The sequence below is a fragment of the Alishewanella sp. d11 genome, from assembly GCF_049390205.1.
In the GTDB taxonomy this organism is placed as follows: Bacteria; Pseudomonadota; Gammaproteobacteria; order Enterobacterales; family Alteromonadaceae; genus Alishewanella.
In genome coordinates, this window is record NZ_CP186547.1 from 430,730 (window position 1) to 448,998 (window position 18,269).

An 18,269-nucleotide genomic window follows, 5' to 3' on the forward strand; every position below is an offset into this window, starting at 1 on the left:
CTCTCACTTAAGCATGCAGCTTTTTAAACTGCTCAAATTTAACTTTGGATTTTTTAGCGTAATGCTTCAGTAAATTAGGCACATCTAAGATCAAAGCTATACCACCATCAGAAGTGATGGTTGCACCAGCCATACCTGGCGTCCCTTGTAATAACGCATCCAACGCTTTAATGACGACTTCTTCTTGACCAATAAGCTGATCGACGACAAAACCTACCTGTTGTGTACCGATCTGCACGATAACAACATGCCCTTGCTCGCGGCGCAGTTTTCTATCAGAGCCTTTCACTAACCAATGCTCGAGGTAGAATAACGGTATGGCTTTATTGCGCACCACAATAGTTAATTGTCCGTCTACGATATTGGTTTTGGCTAAATCAAGATGGAATATCTCATTCACGCCCGCTAAAGGTAAGGCAAAGGTTTGCTTGCCTACCATCACCATCAAGGTGGGTAATATAGCCAGCGTGAGTGGTACTTTTATTTCTAATAAGGTACCTTCGCCCAACTTGGAATGAATATGCACCGTACCGTTTAACTGAGTGATTTTGGTTTTTACCACATCCATCCCAACACCACGCCCTGAGATGTCCGAGATTTGCTCTTTGGTTGAGAAGCCGGGTGCAAAAATCAGGTTAAACGCCTCAGTGTCAGACATCCGAGTAGCCGCATCAGCATCAATAACACCACGTTTGATAGCTAAGGCTTTTAACTTTTCAGGATCCATACCTGCACCATCATCTTGAATGGTTAACAGGATATGATCACCAGCTTGCGTTGCAGCTAGCTTGACGACGCCCGTGCGAGGCTTACCAGCAGCATGACGCACTTCAGGCATTTCAATACCATGATCGACTGAGTTGCGAACCAAATGCACCAAAGGATCCGCTAGGGCTTCTACCAAATTCTTATCTAAATCGGTTTCTTCACCTTCAAGGACTAGATCAATATCTTTTTTCAAGGAGCGCGCTAAATCACGAACAACCCGCGGGAAGCGTCCAAATACCTTTTTAATCGGTTGCATTCGGGTTTTCATTACTGCACCTTGAATGTCTGCAGTAACCACATCCAAGTTAGCAATAGCTTTGCTCATTTCTTCATTTTGCGCGCTACCAGATAAACTGACTAAGCGGTTTCGCACTAATACCAGCTCGCCTACCATGTTCATAATTTGATCCAGTCGCTTAGTATCGACTCGAACGGTGGTTTCGGCAGCAACAGCATTAGCCGCAGCGGCTTTATCTGCAGCAGGCGCAGCCACAGGCTCGGCTGCTTTAACTGGGGTAGCAACGGCAGGCGCTGAAGCTTTCGCAGGCGCAGGTGTTGGTGGAGTCGAGGGTGTTGATGAGGCTGGTACAGCAGCCGCTACACTAGTAGTGGCTGCTGGCACGACAGGTGCTTTACCTTTACCATGCAACTCATCAAGTAGAGCTTCAAACTCGTCATCTGATATATCATCGCCACTGGTACTTGCAGGCGCTGGGGCTGCAACATTCGCTTTGGCTGGAGTTTCAGCAACAGGTTCGGCTTTAAAGCTGCCCTTACCGTGCAGTTGATCAAGCAATGCTTCAAATTCATCATCGGTAATATCATCCCCCGCTGCAGGCTGACTAACTGCTGCCACAGGAGGCACTGTTGATTGCCCTGGCGCTTTACTGCCATGCAACTCATCGAGCATCTGCTCGAATTCATCTTCAGTGATAGTATCAATATCTTGGTTATCAAGGTTGGAAGGTGCGACAGCCGCTGTGGGTGGCGTGGGTTCGACAACCTTTATTGGCTCTGGTTGCTGAACCACAACAGGCGCAACCTCGCCTTCAGCTTCAGGCTCACTGTAATGATGCAACGCAGCTAAAAGCTCTGGTGCTGCAGGCGTTAATGGTTGCTTAGCATTGACTTCAGCAAACATGCCATTGACAGCATCCAGCGCTTGCAAGATCGTGTCCATCAGCTCTGGCGTGATGCTACGCTTACCTGTCCGCAAAATGTCGAACACGTTTTCGGCACCATGACAAGCATCAACCAGCTCCGTCAGTGATAAAAAACCTGCTCCACCTTTAACTGTATGGAAACCTCGGAAAATAGCATTTAGCAACGCAGCGTCTTGAGGGTTATTTTCTAACTCAACGAGCTGCTCTTGCAACAACTCCAGAATTTCGCCGGCTTCTACCAGAAAATCCTGAAGAATATCTTCGTCCATATCAAAACTCATCTGCAGACACCTCTGTTAAAAACCCAAGCTCGACAGGAGATCATCAACATCATCCTGACCGGAAACGACATCGCTCCGCTCAGCAGCATCAATAATAGGCCCTTCAGCGGTAACCGCTGTTTTAGGTTTGCTTTTTGTCGACTTTTGCTCAAGTATTTTGGGATTAGCGTTACCAAAAGCTGTAAGTAAACCAATTAGGCTTTCCTCAACTTCCCGCACTAGCTCTATTACACGCCGAAGAATTTGCCCTGTTAGATCCTGAAAATCTTGTGCCATCAAAACATCAGTCAGTAAATTATTTAAGCGGGTTGATTCCGTCACGGTTTGTTGTAAAAAATGATCAATACCATGGCATAAGCTTTTAAATTCACCCAGCTTCAAATCCCGATGCATGAGTTTTTGCCATTGCGGCATCAGTTGAGTGAGTTGGGAGCTTATTTGGTCGGCAATGGGCAAACAAGATTCTACGGCATCCATGGTGCGGTTAGCAGCTTGCTCTGTCATGTCGATAACATGATTCAGACGCTTTTTCGCATCAGGAATATCTTCTTCAAGAATATTATTAAGGGATGGGTCAATCTGAAAATTTTTAAGAGAGTCATGCAGCTGACGAGTTAATTTACCAACCTCAGCAAAAAGTTCTGAAGAGCCCGGCAAACCCAGTTGTTGTACCAACTGGTTTGCGATATCTTGCTCTCCCATTTCCAATAGCTGGACTAGTTCTTTGGCTTGCTCAAGCGTTATAAGTGGGACCGTAGTCTCAGGCATGGCTTTACTCCTTGAAAGATTCGGCCTAACCGATCCGCTCAAATACTTTCGCTAGCTTTTCCTGTAACGTTGCCGCAGTGAAAGGTTTGACGATATAACCATTAACACCCGCTTGAGCCGCTGCAATGATCTGTTCTTTCTTCGCTTCAGCAGTCACCATTAAAACAGGTATATGCTTTAACTTAGCATCAGCCCGAATTGCCCGCAGCAAATCAATACCTTGCATGCCTGGCATGTTCCAGTCTGTAACCACGAAATCAAAGTCTCCGCTTTGTAACATTGGCAATGCCGTGCTTCCGTCATCGGCTTCTGAAATATTCGTAAAACCCAGGTCACGCAATAGGTTCTTAATGATACGTCTCATGGTCGAGAAATCATCGACTACGAGAATCTTCATATTTTTATCCAAAGTCCCCTCCGAAGAGAAAGTCATCCCGCTGTTAATTAAGGATGCATTACAACCAAGCCTGCATTCGGGCTTTTAAACGCACCAATGCTTGACTATGAATCTGACTGATCCGTGACTCACTGACATCCAGTACAGCACCGATCTCTTTTAAGTTTAGCTCATCATTATAATAAAGTGAGAGAACTAATGCCTCACGCTCTGGCAAACTACTGATATTTTTTGCTAAAGCTTCACTAAAAGCGTTGTTTGCTTGTTCATGGTACAGTTGGTCTGCGTCAATGTCATCAGATGTAACTAAGACATCTTCAGAAATTCCTAAATCTTCTATACCTATGATACGACCAGAACTCACATCACTAAGCATATGATGATATTCATCTAAAGATATAGCAAGTTTTTCTGCAACTTCATGATCTTTGACGTCTCTGCCGAGTAAAGCTTCCAGTTCTGCAATAGTGTCCGCGATCAGTCTAGCATTACGATGCACAGAGCGCGGTGTCCAATCACCACGACGAATTTCGTCAAGCATAGAACCACGAATACGTATACCCGCGAAGGTTTCAAAACTCGCACCTTTAGTCCCATCAAAATTTTTCGCAGCTTCAATCAGACCAATCATACCAGATTGAATTAAGTCATCCACCTGCACGCTAGCAGGGAGGCGAGCAAGCAAGTGATAAGCAATACGTTTGACCAATGAAGCATGCCGCTCCACCAATTGTTGCATGTGGTCTATACCACCATAAGCGGCCACCTTACTGTTCACAGGTCCCCCTTAGTCAGACTGCGGCTGCACTAACTGTTCTAAAAAAAACTCTAAGTGTCCTGAGGCACTATTGGGCAATGGCCATTTGGCCGCTTTCAATGCCAGAGTTTTAATCGCCATACTAGCAGGTGTTTTTGGAAAAGCATCTATAAAAGCTTTTTGTTTACGTGCAGCTTTTCGAACATTTTCATCATGTGGCACTGTTGCCACCAGCTCTAAACTCACATCCAGAAACCTATCCGTTACCCGAGTCAGCTTAGCAAATAATTCATGTCCTTCCTTGAGATTACGCACCATGTTCGCAACGATTTTAAATTTATCTACGCCATGATCTCGGCTCAAAATTTTCATTAGTGCATACGCATCGGTAATGGAGGATGGCTCATCACATACCACGACCAGTACATCCTGTGAAGCTCTTGAAAAACTTAACACCATATCTGAAATGCCCGCTGCGGTATCTACCAACAGCACATCAACAGGTGTTTGTAATTCACTAAAGGCTCTAATAAGACTAGCATGCTCTACTTGAGAAAGCTCAGTCATATTTTGGCTGCCTGATGTTGCAGGTGCAATTTTAATCCCAAAAGGCCCTTCAACCAAAATATCATCCAGTGTAGCTGTTCCTGCAAGTAAATGAGATAAGTTTTTTTCTACCCGCAGTCCTAGCATAACATCACAATTCGCTAAACCTAGGTCAGCATCCAACACCAGAACTTTTTTACCTAATTGTGCCAAGGCCATTGCCAGGTTTAAGGTTACGTTGGTTTTGCCTACGCCGCCTTTACCACCTGTTACTGATATTACCTTTACCATTTGTTTTTTCATGAGTCTAAGACCATTGGCTTGATCATCTGCTATCACTTCATTACGCATATCGTGCTTCTATCTGGCTAGCGTCATCTTGGTACCATTGATGTGAAGTCCCACAATGCTGCTGACGCAATTGTTCCGCATCTTTTACTATGGTGACCGCATCAGCAATACAAATATCTTCTGGTACGCGCTGCCCATTAGTCAAATAACTAATAGGTAAAGCATTCTGTATAGCGACATTGATGACTTCACCTAAACTTAAGCATTCATCTAATTTCGTAAAAATACAGCCTGATAAACCGATTCGTTTAAACTGCTGCACACTTTCTTGCATAACTTTTGCTTGAGCTGTAGCAGACAATACCAGATAACTTTTTATTTTAACACGAGAATTATGCACCAAAGACGCCAGTTTTTCAGCTAATCTCAGATCGCGCTGACTCATACCGGCCGTATCAATCAAAATGAGTTTACGTTGTTGTAACTGATTCAACAATATCGACAACTCTTCACTGTCTTTGGCTTGTTTAACTGGACAACCAATAATGCGGCCAAAGGTGGCTAATTGTTCAAAAGCGCCAATACGAAAACAGTCAGTAGTAATAAGTGCGACCTGATCAACGCCATGCCGTTTAGCAAAGCCGGCTGCAAGCTTGGCTACGGTAGTGGTTTTCCCTACACCGGTGGGCCCCACCAGCGCAATAATGCCACCGCGGCGCAAGATATCATCATTGGTTGTGGTTAATTGCCCACTAAGCAGTTCCAGTGCAGTATCCCATGCTTCAGTGGCATTTAATTCATCTGGCATAAAGCACGCTAACTGATCTGCTATTTGCTCCGATAAACCTAATTGCGTTAAATTTTCAATAACTAATGCACGCACGGGTTCTTTGCGTGCCAGATCTTGCCACATAAGGCCAGACACCTGGTGTTGTAATAACTGCCGCATGGAGAGCATTTCACTTTGCATTTGCGCAAATTGCTTTTGTAATAGTTCGGCTTGCGCTTGCTGGGCTTTATTCAATTCTTGAAACTGATTTGACAATCCCGCATTGTTACTTGAAAAACTGTTATCTGCTTGTGCGACAGAATTTTGACGCTCAAATTGCGCGGCCTTGCTCACTTTAGGCTCAGTTAATTTAGATTTGGCAGTGGGCGTCACAGTCATGTCCCTGCCCTGCTGTTTAATCATTTGTCTGGCGAGTAACGCACGCAGCGAGTCAGCGGGCTCGCTATCAGCAGCATCATCAATCCGAATGTTAAGTTTTGGCTCAGCACGTTTTGTTTCAGCTGTAGGCGCCACAGCTGCGGTTTGCGGACTCTGGCGCGGTTTAGTCGCTGCTGGCTCTGCATCTATAGCCGCAACAATTTCGACGCCTTCAGGGACTTTTTTATTCGACAGGATAATCGCATCTGCCCCGAGGAACTCTTTCACATCTGCCAAGGCACTACGCATATCTTTGGCAACAAAGCGTTTGATTTTCATGAGTTACTCCTAGTTCGACTGACCGATAACACTAACTATGCGAATTTGTTTGTCGTCAGGAATTTCCTGATAAGACAAGACACGCAATCCAGGAATAGTGTACTTCACAAATCGTGCCATAACTGTGCGTAAAATTCCTGACGTTAACATAACTGCACTTTCGCCACTGAGTTCTTGGTTTTGGTGTGCTTCTTGTAACGATTGCTGGATACGATCTGCTAAGCCTGGTTCAATACCTGCGCCATCATTCCCAGCAGCCTGCATGGATTGATGCAACATTTGTTCTAACTCAGGCGCAAAGGTAATCACTGGAATTTCTAACTTACTGCCAACGACCTCCTGCACAATTAAGCGACGCAAGGCAATGCGACAAGCCGCCGTAAGCACATCGACATCCTGACTTTTCGCGCCGTACTCAACTAAGGTTTGCACTATGGTTCGCATATCACGAATAGGAACGCCTTCATGCAGCAGATTTTGTAAGACTTTTACTACCGTAGTTAGCGGTAAAGTATCAGGCACTAAGCCTTCAACAAGTTTCGGTGAGTGTTTGGCTAGCATATCAAGTAGATTCTGTACTTCTTCATGCCCTAACAAACTGGCCGCATTATTCGTTAAAATTTGGCTTAAGTGCGTAGCCACCACGGTTGCTGCATCCACCACGGTGTAACCTAAGGTTTGTGCATGCTCACGTTGATCTTTACTAATCCATACCGCATCCAGACCAAAGGCGGGATCTTTGGTGGCAATACCTTTCACTGTGCCAAAAACCTGCCCAGGATTAATTGCCAGTTCATTATCGTGCCTTAGCTCACCTTCACCATTAGTCACGCCCATCAGCGCAACCCGATAGCTGTTCGGCTCCAAATCTAGATTGTCACGGATATGCACAGGAGGAATTAAAAAGCCCAACTCTTGCGAGAGTTTTTTTCGCACGCCTTTAATGCGGTTTAATAACTCACCACCTTGCGCTTTGTCTACCAGCGGAATTAACCTATACCCCACCTCAAGACCAATAGTGTCGACACCTTGCACATCGTCCCAACCAATTTCTTTAACGGTTTGCATCTCGGATCTCTGCTCGCCTCCCGTTGCCGAAGCTTTTGGCATCAATTGCGTTGCCTTGGTAGTAGCCAATTTTCTTACATAGAAAGCAACACCACCTAAAATGGCGGCTAGCGTTAAAAAAGCAAAGTGTGGCATGCCTGGAACAATCCCCATCAGGGTCATCACACCGGCAGCAACAAACAGCACTTGGGTATTGTCACCAAGCTGACTGGTCATTTGATTACCCAGATCGCCTTCTTTATTTTGACGGGTCACAATAATGGCCGTACCAATAGATAGCAGCAAACCAGGTACTTGGGCAACCAAACCATCTCCGATGGTTAATAAGGTATAAATCTCCATTGCCTCACCAAAGCTGAGATCATGCTGGATCATGCCAATAAAAAGTCCACCCACCAGGTTAATAACCAGAATGACGATCCCAGCAATAGCATCCCCTTTTACAAACTTGCTCGCACCGTCCATAGAGCCATAAAAATCAGCTTCACTGGTGACCTCTTCACGTCTTGCTCTGGCTTCTTCTTGCGTAATCAAACCTGCATTCATATCTGCATCGATGGCCATTTGCTTACCTGGCATCGCATCTAAGGTAAAGCGAGCAGAGACTTCCGCGATTCGACCTGCACCTTTTGTAACAACAACGAAATTGATAATAATCAAAATGAGGAAAACAACGATACCGACCGCATAGTTACCACCGATAACCACAGAGCCAAACGCCTCTATAACCTTACCGGCAGCGTCACCACCGTTATGCCCCTCGAGTAATACGACACGGGTACTGGCTACGTTGAGTGCTAATCTTAAGATGGTTGCAACCAGTAACACACTAGGGAAGATGCCAAAGTCCAGCGGACGCTTGGTATAAACGGTGACCAGTAGCACCACCAGCGCCAAAGCAATATTAAACGAAAACAACACATCTAACATCAAAGGAGGTAATGGCAGAACGATCATTGCCAATGCCGCCACTATTAATATTGGCGTACCAATTCCCTTTAAATGCTGTAGGTGGGATTTGTCAAATTTGCTTAAGAACTGAGGTAACTGCATGTAAGACCTGACAATCTGTTGACGGACTGACGGAGATTAAGCAAAAAACATTCCAGACCTGAAGTTTTTCGCATTATTCTCCGCTTAACTGCGCAGTAAGGATTCTTAAGCTGTGATTAGTGGCGGAAGTCTTCAGGTATCGGCAGCTCTTTTGCCAGCGTTTTCGGCCGACTCCCTTTACCCTTGCGGTACATTTTAAGTTGATAAACATAAGCCAACACTTGCGCTACGGCTGCAAATAATTGTTCTGGAATGGGATGATCCAACTTAGTGGTATAGTAAATAGAGCGAGCCAACGCGGGCGACTCGATCACGGGGATTTTATGTTCATTGGCTATTTTACGAATGTGCATAGCGACTTCATCTACACCTTTAGCCACTACCGCCGGCGCTCGGAATTTGCCTTGATCATACTTGAGTGCCACCGCATAGTGTGTTGGGTTAGTCACAATGACATCGGCGGTGGGAACTTGTTGCATCATGCGCTTCATCGACATTTGCATCTGGGTGCGACGAATACGCCCTTTGGTCTCAGGACTACCCTCAGAGTTTTTAAATTCGTCTTTGATTTCCTGCATCGACATTTTTAATTGTTCAATATGATGCCACTTTTGATAAGGGGCATCGACGATGGCAATAATGACGGTGCTAGAGCACAAACCTAAAAACAACCACCCTAAAAAATACATCGATGATTCAATATTATTTGGCTCACTCATTAAGGATAATGACATGATATCCATAAAGAAAACATCAAGTAGCAAATAGGCTACAGCCACTACAACTAAGACTTTTAAAATGCCCTTACCCAATTCGACCAAAGCCTGCAGCCCGAACATGCGTTTAAAGCCTTGTATCAGACTCATTTTACTCGCTTTAGGCGCAGCAGCCTCCCAGCTAAAATTGTATCCGCCAAGCAAAATATTGCCGATAAATGCAGTGAGTAAGATAATAAAAAAGATGCCACTCAATGGTTTAGCTAATTCCCAACCGGCATCTCCCCAAGCAGTAAACATGGAGTTTGGTTCAAAAATATCCTTTTGATCCAAACTCATCATCCGCTGGCCAATATTTAGCACCGCGACTGCTAACATCTTGCCATACACTAACATCGCGGTAGCACTGCCAATCAATACAAAGGCTGTACCAAATTCTTTGGATCGCGCCACCTGCCCTTTTTCAGCTGCGTCTTGCAGCTTCTTGGGGGTGGGCTGTTCGGTTTTTTCGCCGCCGGTTTCTTCTGCCACCTCAGCCTCCTAACAGCCAATCAGCCGGCAGCTGTAATCAATTACGTGCTGCCACTGTTTATCGTAATGGAATAAAAAGGTATCCATGGTTAACCAAAGAATCAATAAACCTGCCAACATGGTGACAGGAAAACCAATCGAGAAAATATTTAGTTGAGGTGCCGCACGCGTCATAATGCCAAAAGATAAATTAACCACTAACATTGCAACAATAGGTGCCAGCGCTATGGCCAGCGCCGTAGCAAACATCCAACCGCCAAACTCCACAATGGTCCAATAACTGGTCACATCCCACCATTGGCCATTGATGGGTAAGGTTTCAAAACTAAATACCAACATTTGAATCATGATCAAGTGACCATTAAACACAAAGAAAAGTAGCGTCGCTAAAATCAAATAAAACTGACCAATTGCCGGTACAGATAAACCACTGGCAGGATCGGCCATTGACGCAAAGGCCAAACCGGTTTGCGTTGCCAGTAACTGTCCAGCTAACACAAAGGTATTGATAAACATCAAGGAAATAAAGCCTAAGGCAAAACCTATGGTTAACTGCAACATCACTTCAAGCACCATCGCTATCGAGATCAACTCTGGATAAACGGTTTTGGGCAACATTGGCATCATGACAACAGAAATCAGCACGATTAAAGCGGTTTTAATCCGCGTGGGGATGTTGCGCACTCCCAAACCAGCCATAATCATTAACATACCTGATACTCGACATAACGGCAGCAATAAATCTGCTATAGCCTGCATCAATGTCGACATCAAAATTTCCATACTATTCGCTAGCCTACAATCTGAGGAATACTAAGATACAGCTCTGTGGTGTATTCAATAATGACACGCACTAACCAATGCCCGCCAAACATTAAGGCAAGTAAGGTCACAATTAAACGCGGTAAAAAACTTAAGGTTTGCTCGTTAATAGAAGTTGCAGCCTGAAATACCGCAACAATCAAGCCGACAAAAAGTGAAGGTAAAATAATCACACTCACCAACAGAATAACAATAAATAGGGAGTCTCTTAACACATCCACAAAGGTTTCTGGACTCATGTGCCTACCCCATAACTGGTGGCCAGCGTACCCATTACCAGCACCCAACCATCAACCAGAACAAACATCATTAGTTTAAAAGGGAGGGAAATAATCATGGGCGAGAGCATCATCATACCCATGGCCATCAAAACACTGGCGACAACTAAATCGATGATTAAGAATGGAATAAATAACATAAAACCAATTTGGAAAGCCGTTTTTAATTCACTGGTTACAAAAGCCGGAATAATCACCGTCATGGGATAATCCTGCGGTTGTTCAGCGACATCTAAACCGGCGATCTGAGCAAAAGTATCCAAATCTTTCACCCGTGTTTGATGCAACATAAAGGCTTTTAACGGCACTATTGCAGCATCCAAGGCTTGAACAGGGGTAATAGTTTCAGCCATATAGGGTTGGATAGCTTGCTCATTAATGGTTTTAAATACCGGCGCCATGATAAAGAAAGTGAGAAACAGGGTGATACCAATTAATACTTGGTTAGAGGGTGTTTGCATTAAGCCAATCGCTTGGCGCAGAATGGCCAGCACCACGATAATGCGGGTAAAACTGGTCATCATAATGACCATCGCTGGCAGAAAGCTCAGCGCGGTCATAATGGCTAACACTTGCAGGGTTACACTGTACGACTGTGAACCATCAGCATTGGTTGTTACTGTTACTGCCGACAACATATTGTTATCGGCAAAAATGTCGCCGCTAAACAGCATTAGCACCAGCACACACAAGAGTCGCAACATAGAAAAACTTACTTTTTCAGGAATGATTGCAACTGTGTATGAAAATCTGATGCCAACTTTTCTTCAGGAAGAGGATTTTCTAATTCAAACAGTAAATTAATGCTATGTGGAGTAACACCAACAACACGCTGTTTTCCTTGTATTTCAATAACTAAGATGCGCTCACGTTGTCCAAGCGGTAGGGCGCAAATTACTTTAATTTGTCGATTACCAGGAAGCCGCAGCGATAACTTCTTAAACATCCAGCCTAAGCCCAGCACGAGCAAAATAACCAGCGCCAAAGAAATGACGATTTTACTTAAGCTCATTGCAGAATTGGCGCTAGCACCAGGATTTAGTACGCTGTCGCGTGTTACCGCTGGCAGCGTCGCTTGAGTCTCACTCGACACCAACTCGGTCGCAACGACTTGCTGCTCCTGCTGCTCAGGAACCACATTAGCTTCATTTTCCGATGTCGTCGCCCATCCACTTGAAGTCACTATGAAGGCACTGCACAACAGTAACAAAGCAAATAGCGATGATCTCTGCATAACAGACATTAGCGAAGTTTCTTGATTCGCTCAATCTGACTAATCACGTCAGTAAGACGAATACCAAATTTATCGTTAACAACCACGACTTCACCATGAGCAATCAGAGTACCATTGACTAATACATCTAAAGGCTCACCGGCAATCCTTTCTAACTCCACCACAGAACCTTGGTTTAATTGTAGTAAGTTGCGAATACTAATTTTAGCACGCCCAACTTCCATAGAGATGGTAACAGGGATATCTAAAATGGTATCCAGTTTACGCTTGTCCACGGCAGAAACTTGTTCGTCATGCAGCTCTTCAAGTTCAACAGCTTGCGCTTCTGTTTCTGCTTCGGCCATCGCCGCGGCCCATTCATCCATTGTATCTTGATCATTTGCCATAAATAGTTACCTTATATCCCGCTCATTAAGATTCAAATCGGCCTCTAATTCAGAAATATCGGCGTCGTTATCCAAACGCCGCCCACCTTTAGTGAACACCTGCATTTCTGATTTAACGGACTCAGGGCGCTTAATTTTCTCAATAATCTTTAAAGCCACATTGTCACGTGTGCGGCCCATTTTGGCACGAAACGTAGGAAGATCTTCAATTAACACGGTAATATGCCCAGGTATTTCTACCGGAATAATATCACCGGCTTTTAATTCCATAATGTCACGCAAGGTTAAGTCGACGTCCAGCATTTTGGTGGTCAGCCCAACCTTTACATCCATAATTTCATCACGCAAGGCTTTTGACCAGCGTAAATCAGTGTCTTCTTTATCACTTTGTACGCCGGCATCCAGTAATTCCCGGATAGGTTCTAACATTGAGTAAGGTAAGGCTACGTGAAAGTCACCGCCGCCACCATCCAATTCAATATGGAAGGAGCTAATCACCACCACTTCCGTGGGGCTGACAATATTTGCCATGGCTGGGTTAACTTCGGAGTCTAGATACTCAAAGGACACGTCCATGACCGGCGCCCAAGCTTCTTTATAATCTTCAAAAATTAACTTTAATAGCATTTGAATAATACGCCGCTCCGTTGGCGTAAATTCCCGGCCTTCAATTTTGGCATGATAGCGACCATCTCCGCCAAAGAAGTTATCAACCAAAATAAACACCAAACGTGCTTCCATGGTAATCAATCCGGTACCTTTAAGTGGCCGGAAGCGCACCATGTTTAAACTCGTAGGGACAAACAGCGTGTGAACATACTCGCCAAATTTAATCATTTGTACGCCGTTGATCGACACTTCTGCTGTACGGCGCATCATATTAAAGAGGCTAATTCGCATGTGGCGAGCGAAACGCTCGTTAACCATTTCGAGGGTCGGCATACGCCCACGAACAATTCGATCCTGTGACGAAAAATCAAACTGCATCGTCTGGCCATTTTGGCCAGCACCAGAAGAATCGGCATCGTCCTCTTCGACCTCATCGACGCCATGTAACAGCGCATCAATTTCATCTTGCGATAGTAAATCAGACACTTTTGCTCACTCTTATTGCATCACAAAACCGGTAAACAGCACTTCAGCGATTACCACCGATCCCACTACATCTAACATGGCAGTTTGTAGATCAATTAACGCCTTGTTTTTTAATTCGTCTTTACCGGTAGCTGAAATGAGCTCGTCCGCATTAGCTGCACTAAAAACAGACAATAAGGTTCCCTCAATTAACGGAATATGCCTTAACGCTAACGCTTGATTGGCATCACCTCGTACCATAAGTTGTACACGAATTTGTACCATACGATCGCGTGAAGCCCCAGCGACATTAAAAACAAAGGGTCTAGGTAGTTGCACATAAATGGCTGAACCCTGCACAACAGGCGAGCTCGCAGTATCAGTTGCAGCAATAACCTCAGCATTCTCGGCTTGCGCAGCAGGCTCTTCGCCACCCATAAAAAAGAAATAAGCGGCAGCAGCTACCCCTAGTAATACCACCAGACCAACAGCAGCAAATATTAGCTTCTTTTTCGAAGCCCCTTTATCAACAATTTCTAAATCATTATCTGCCATGAATTAGCGTACCCCAAGCTGTCAAAAAACTGACTAATATTATACCATTATGCTCATCTACCAATGAATTTGTAAATCAAAAGCAGCAGCTTCTTGGCATCAACATGCGATTAAGCATAATAATCCACCAATCGCTCGCTTTGTTTGATTTGCACAGAGATGGCTTGTGGATTATCGTCGAGATCAGCCGAGGCGCCTTGCTGCTGTTTACTATTGCCAGATTGTTGACCAGCTGCTTGCCTGTCATCTCTGTTCTGCTGCTGCACCTGTCCCTCACCTAACTGCATTCCCTGTTGTTGTAAAAGTTCACGAAGCCTAGGCATTTGTTGCTCGAGTAATTCTTTAGCATGTTGCTGCTGCACAATAAACTGCACAGATGCCTGTTCTTGTTGCAGATTTATTTTTATTTGCATCAACCCCAGCTCTGCTGGATCTAAGCGGATTTCAGCCACCTGAATATTTTGCCGAACCATCAATTGAACTCGCTCACGTAATTGACCAGCTGCATCCTGTTGTTGTAAGTTTAGCTGCTTTAATTGCGCAGCTAAGCTTGGTGGCGCAACTGTCGCACTTTGAGGGCGATGTTGTTGTTCGATAACACTAGAAAATTGCTCATTCCGTACCAAGGCCTGCGTGACTTCAAGAGTATTTTCCTGCGCAGCCATCCGGGTTGCCATACTGTTTGGCAAGCCGCTTTGTTGAATGGTTGCGCTGTTACTCTGTTGTAGTGAGACGTCTAAGCGATGAAAGTGATACTGACGGCTATCCTGCCGCTGCTGGCTTTGCTGTTCAGATGATGAATCTTGCGCCATAGTATCATCACCAACAGTTAACATACGCAGCTTATCACTATCATTCAGCACGAACTCCGAACCAGATAACGCTGTTTTGGATTGATTATTAGGCATAGCATTGTTTGTGACAAGTGGCGTGGATTCGGCTACGGCAGCTAATTGCTGTGGATTTACACTCATAACTTGCTCAGTCTGCTGCGTCATGCGAATTTGACGATTGAGTTCACTGTTAGCTTGCTCAGGTAGATTTGCTAATTTAAATTCGCTGCTCTTATTCGCGTTAACCAACTCTGCAGAAGGATCGGAGAGTTCTAGTGACTCCGTTGTTAAAACCGTCTTAGCTAATAATGAGCTATCAGGTAACTGAACATCTGTTGTAGCCACGATGTCCGAACTAGCCTTAACTGCATTAAGCTTAGCGGAGACTTGAATATCTTGCTGACTTGATGCGAAAGTAGCAGATTTAGCGGCTGTCTCACTTGGCGTTAAGGCCTTATCTTCAATTAAGTCAGAGGCTTCCGCTGGCAGCTCACTCTGTAAATTTTGAGCACTCAGGTTCGCTAAATCCGCCGGATTCACCTTGCCGCTACCAAGTTTAGCGGATTGTTCACTCCTATTTTGCTCCTGCAGTAATGCGTCGGTGGTCTGCTCCGCTTGCATTAAGGCTGACGCTTGCTCACTTGCTTTCACTAGATTAAGTCGTTCTTGCGCAGTGGATTCTTGGCTGATAGACCCCAGATTCGAGGCTACGGCAAGACGCGAAAGAGCAGCAATCTCACCTGCATCCTGTACTGCTTGGTTTAATGGTAAGCGAGTTTCTAGTTTCTGATAAGTTGCAGTGTTATTTTCAAGAGCAGTTGGCAACAACTCAGCAGATTCAGTATCAAGTAATAAGAGTGCTGCAGCATCGGACGTTTCTGTGGTGGAAGCACCTCTACCAAAATCTGCAGCTATGAAGGTGTTGAACTCCGCTTTTTGGCGTAATAACAAGGTTGCATCACCCGATTGACGAATTAAACCAAGCCATTGATCAGCCAACGCCTCTGTTGCTGTAGGCAACTCGTCTAACGACTCACTCTCCAGCGGCTTAACGGTTTCAGCCGATGCGTCTTCCGATGTGCGCGACTTTGACAAATCTGCGACGTCGGTAGCGCTCTCATTGGTATTTTGCTGTAAGTTAACCCCAGAAGCGGCAATAGTTTGCCCTTTACTTACAGCTGTACTTTGTTGTTCATCTGCCAACAATTGGCGAAAAACTGCAGCCTGTGTACCTTCTGTTTGCGATGGCGAATCAGCTACCAAGCCAGCGTTATCAGCCGCTAGAGGTAAATCTAAGCCACTAAACAATGATGAAAACTGTAAGCCTTGCGTCATTTTTATTCCGCCTTACACCTGAGTTAATCTTAACTGCACGCTACCATTCAAATATTGCGCCACTTTTTAAGTAAAAATCCGTTGCTATAAGCAAAGTTAGAAGTTGCTTTCCTGTTCAGCCAGCTGTAGCTGCTGATAAAAACGTTGTAATGCGTATTCATCAGCTAACTTTTGCTGCTGTTTATCCGCGCTGATTTGTGCTTTCAGTAATGCTTGTTCAACCAACTTTTCGAGAGCCTTACGTTTAGTTTGCATTTTTAACCAGCTCTGACGGCGCTGCTCTGCCACATTTCGGCTTTGTTGCACCACGCGTCCCTGCTGAGTCAATGCCTGATCCAGTTTACTTATAAAATTGACATATTGATTGAATTGCCTTCCCCCCAAGCCAGAACTGCCCTGTTCTAAACTTTGTTGAATATACTCGGTACGGTAATTTGCCAACCCTTGGTATTTGGCTTCGGCTTGCAAAAAAGCCTGCTGGGCTTTAATAAATTGAGCTTGTAAGCTTTCTTCGCGCTCTTTCTGTACCTTAATCAGTAAGCTTAACCGTCCCGTAATCATGGATTAGCTCGCTGCTGAGGCGCTAACTGGCTTAGCAGTGTCAAACTCGTCTCGTAAGGCACAATGTCTTTCATTCCTTGCTGTAAGAATTGGTTAATACGCGGCATCATATTGATTGCAAGATCTAACTGCGGATCACTACCTCGTACATACGCACCTATGGCAATTAAATCTTTACTCTGCTGATAACTGGCATAGAGCTGCTTAATACTGCGCGCCATTAATTGATGCTGGTCAGAGGTCACCGCTGGCATAACGCGACTAATCGACTTTTCAATATCGATGGCGGGAAAATGCCCAGCATCAGCTAAGGCGCGTGACAGGACGATATGGCCATCTAAAATTGCGCGCGAGGCGTCAGCAATAGGATCTTGTAAATCATCCCCTTCTGATAACACGGTATAAAACGCCGTTATAGATCCCTGATTATCACTGCCATTGCCCGCGCGCTCCACGAGTGCAGGTAACTTGGCAAATACCGAGGGTGGATAACCTTTGGTTGCCGGTGGTTCACCGACTGCCAGCGCGATTTCGCGCTGCGCTTGGGCATATCGTGTAATTGAATCAATCAGCAGTAACACATCTAGCCCCTGATCACGGAAATACTCTGCCACTTGCACCGCTGTCTCGCAGCCTTTCAAACGCATTAGCGGCGATACATCGGCCGGTGCAGCAATCACCACTGAACGCGCTTTACCTTCCTCGCCTAGGATCTCATCGATAAACTCTTTCACTTCGCGGCCACGCTCGCCGACCAAACCAACCACAATCACATCAGCTGCAGTGCCTCGCGTCATCATGCCTAGTAATACGCTTTTCCCCACGCCTGAGCCAGCGAACAGCCCCATGCGCTGACCTTTGCCAACCGTTAAAATCGCATTAATAGCACGGATCCCGACATCTAGTGGCTGTTTAATAGGACGTCGCTGTAATGGATTGATAGGTTTACCCTTGCCACTGGCAAACTGGGTTGCCCCTATTGGTCCTTTACCATCTAGAGGCTTGCCGATGCCATCAATAACTCGCCCCAATAATTCCATACTCAGTGGCACACCTTTATATTGCAGCAAAGGTGTCACCCTAGCCCCTGGTACAACGCCATCAATATCATCCTGCGGCATTAAAAAAACTTTATCTTGTGCAAAACCGACGACTTCAGCCATGATTTGACCACGCGCACTGTCAACCAAACAGCTTTGTCCAATGGCTGCGCGACAGCCCGTCGCTTCCAGGGTTAAACCAACTACACGCACCAAGCGACCAGATACCGCGGGGCGGCTGGTATGAATATGCTGATGTTGCTGTTGCACAAGATCTAATAACGCAGCACTATCCACTGATAAATTACCTATATTGGCCTAATGTT

General features: G+C 45.1%; 18 protein-coding genes. All 18 read right to left on the reverse strand.

The window, feature by feature from the left end; all coding sequences use genetic code 11:
- Positions 1–7: 7 nt before the first annotated feature.
- Entirely contained in the window at positions 8–2,212 is a 2,205-nt protein-coding gene (locus tag ACO1PK_RS02120; protein WP_423187035.1) for a chemotaxis protein CheA, read from the reverse strand.
- Positions 2,213–2,227: 15 nt separating this feature from the next.
- Positions 2,228–2,980 (reverse strand): protein phosphatase CheZ, encoded by a 753-nt coding sequence (locus tag ACO1PK_RS02125; protein ID WP_423187036.1) that lies wholly within the window; start codon positions 2,978–2,980, stop codon positions 2,228–2,230.
- Between the two features lie 25 nt (positions 2,981–3,005).
- Positions 3,006–3,389, reverse strand: a complete 384-nt coding sequence (gene cheY, locus ACO1PK_RS02130) for a chemotaxis response regulator CheY (RefSeq protein ID WP_189432784.1) — start codon at positions 3,387–3,389, stop codon at positions 3,006–3,008.
- A 46-nt stretch (positions 3,390–3,435) separates the two neighbouring features.
- Positions 3,436–4,155, reverse strand: a complete 720-nt coding sequence (locus ACO1PK_RS02135) for an RNA polymerase sigma factor FliA (protein ID WP_423187037.1) — start codon at positions 4,153–4,155, stop codon at positions 3,436–3,438.
- A gap of 9 nt (positions 4,156–4,164) precedes the next feature.
- Entirely contained in the window at positions 4,165–5,031 is an 867-nt protein-coding gene (locus tag ACO1PK_RS02140) for a MinD/ParA family protein (RefSeq protein ID WP_423187038.1), read from the reverse strand.
- Positions 5,024–6,457, reverse strand: coding sequence for a flagellar biosynthesis protein FlhF (gene flhF / locus ACO1PK_RS02145; protein WP_423187039.1), 1,434 nt, complete (start codon positions 6,455–6,457; stop codon positions 5,024–5,026). Before flhF ends, ACO1PK_RS02140 begins: the two co-directional genes overlap by 8 nt.
- A 9-nt stretch (positions 6,458–6,466) precedes the next feature.
- Positions 6,467–8,578, reverse strand: coding sequence for a flagellar biosynthesis protein FlhA (gene flhA / locus ACO1PK_RS02150; RefSeq protein ID WP_423187040.1), 2,112 nt, complete (start codon positions 8,576–8,578; stop codon positions 6,467–6,469).
- A gap of 116 nt (positions 8,579–8,694) precedes the next feature.
- Positions 8,695–9,825 (reverse strand): flagellar biosynthesis protein FlhB, encoded by a 1,131-nt coding sequence (gene flhB / locus ACO1PK_RS02155; RefSeq protein ID WP_423187041.1) that lies wholly within the window; start codon positions 9,823–9,825, stop codon positions 8,695–8,697.
- Positions 9,826–9,834: 9 nt separating this feature from the next.
- Positions 9,835–10,608, reverse strand: a complete 774-nt coding sequence (gene fliR, locus ACO1PK_RS02160; protein WP_423187042.1) for a flagellar biosynthetic protein FliR — start codon at positions 10,606–10,608, stop codon at positions 9,835–9,837.
- 8 nt (positions 10,609–10,616) lie between these two features.
- Positions 10,617–10,886 (reverse strand): flagellar biosynthesis protein FliQ, encoded by a 270-nt coding sequence (fliQ, locus tag ACO1PK_RS02165; RefSeq protein ID WP_423187043.1) that lies wholly within the window; start codon positions 10,884–10,886, stop codon positions 10,617–10,619.
- A complete protein-coding gene (fliP, locus tag ACO1PK_RS02170) occupies positions 10,883–11,629 on the reverse strand; it encodes a flagellar type III secretion system pore protein FliP (protein ID WP_423187044.1) in 747 nt (248 codons plus the stop codon). The genes fliQ and fliP overlap by 4 nt, the downstream gene beginning before the upstream one ends.
- An 8-nt stretch (positions 11,630–11,637) precedes the next feature.
- Positions 11,638–12,168 carry a flagellar biosynthetic protein FliO gene (gene fliO, locus ACO1PK_RS02175; RefSeq protein WP_423187045.1) on the reverse strand — a complete coding sequence of 177 codons (531 nt, stop codon included), beginning with the start codon at positions 12,166–12,168 and terminating at the stop codon, positions 11,638–11,640.
- Positions 12,168–12,545, reverse strand: coding sequence for a flagellar motor switch protein FliN (gene fliN, locus ACO1PK_RS02180; RefSeq protein WP_423187046.1), 378 nt, complete (start codon positions 12,543–12,545; stop codon positions 12,168–12,170). Before fliN ends, fliO begins: the two co-directional genes overlap by 1 nt.
- 6 nt (positions 12,546–12,551) lie before the next feature.
- On the reverse strand, positions 12,552–13,640 hold the full coding sequence (fliM, locus tag ACO1PK_RS02185; protein ID WP_423187047.1) for a flagellar motor switch protein FliM: 1,089 nt from the start codon (positions 13,638–13,640) through the stop codon (positions 12,552–12,554).
- Positions 13,641–13,652: 12 nt separating this feature from the next.
- Positions 13,653–14,174, reverse strand: coding sequence for a flagellar basal body-associated protein FliL (gene fliL, locus ACO1PK_RS02190; protein WP_423187048.1), 522 nt, complete (start codon positions 14,172–14,174; stop codon positions 13,653–13,655).
- Positions 14,175–14,284: 110 nt separating this feature from the next.
- Positions 14,285–16,342, reverse strand: a complete 2,058-nt coding sequence (locus tag ACO1PK_RS02195; RefSeq protein ID WP_423187049.1) for a flagellar hook-length control protein FliK — start codon at positions 16,340–16,342, stop codon at positions 14,285–14,287.
- Positions 16,343–16,438: 96 nt separating this feature from the next.
- Positions 16,439–16,903 carry a flagellar export protein FliJ gene (gene fliJ, locus ACO1PK_RS02200; protein ID WP_423187050.1) on the reverse strand — a complete coding sequence of 155 codons (465 nt, stop codon included), beginning with the start codon at positions 16,901–16,903 and terminating at the stop codon, positions 16,439–16,441.
- Complete coding sequence (fliI, locus tag ACO1PK_RS02205; RefSeq protein ID WP_423187051.1) at positions 16,900–18,240, reverse strand: flagellar protein export ATPase FliI; 1,341 nt, start codon at positions 18,238–18,240, stop codon at positions 16,900–16,902. Before fliI ends, fliJ begins: the two co-directional genes overlap by 4 nt.
- Positions 18,241–18,269 lie beyond the last annotated feature (29 nt).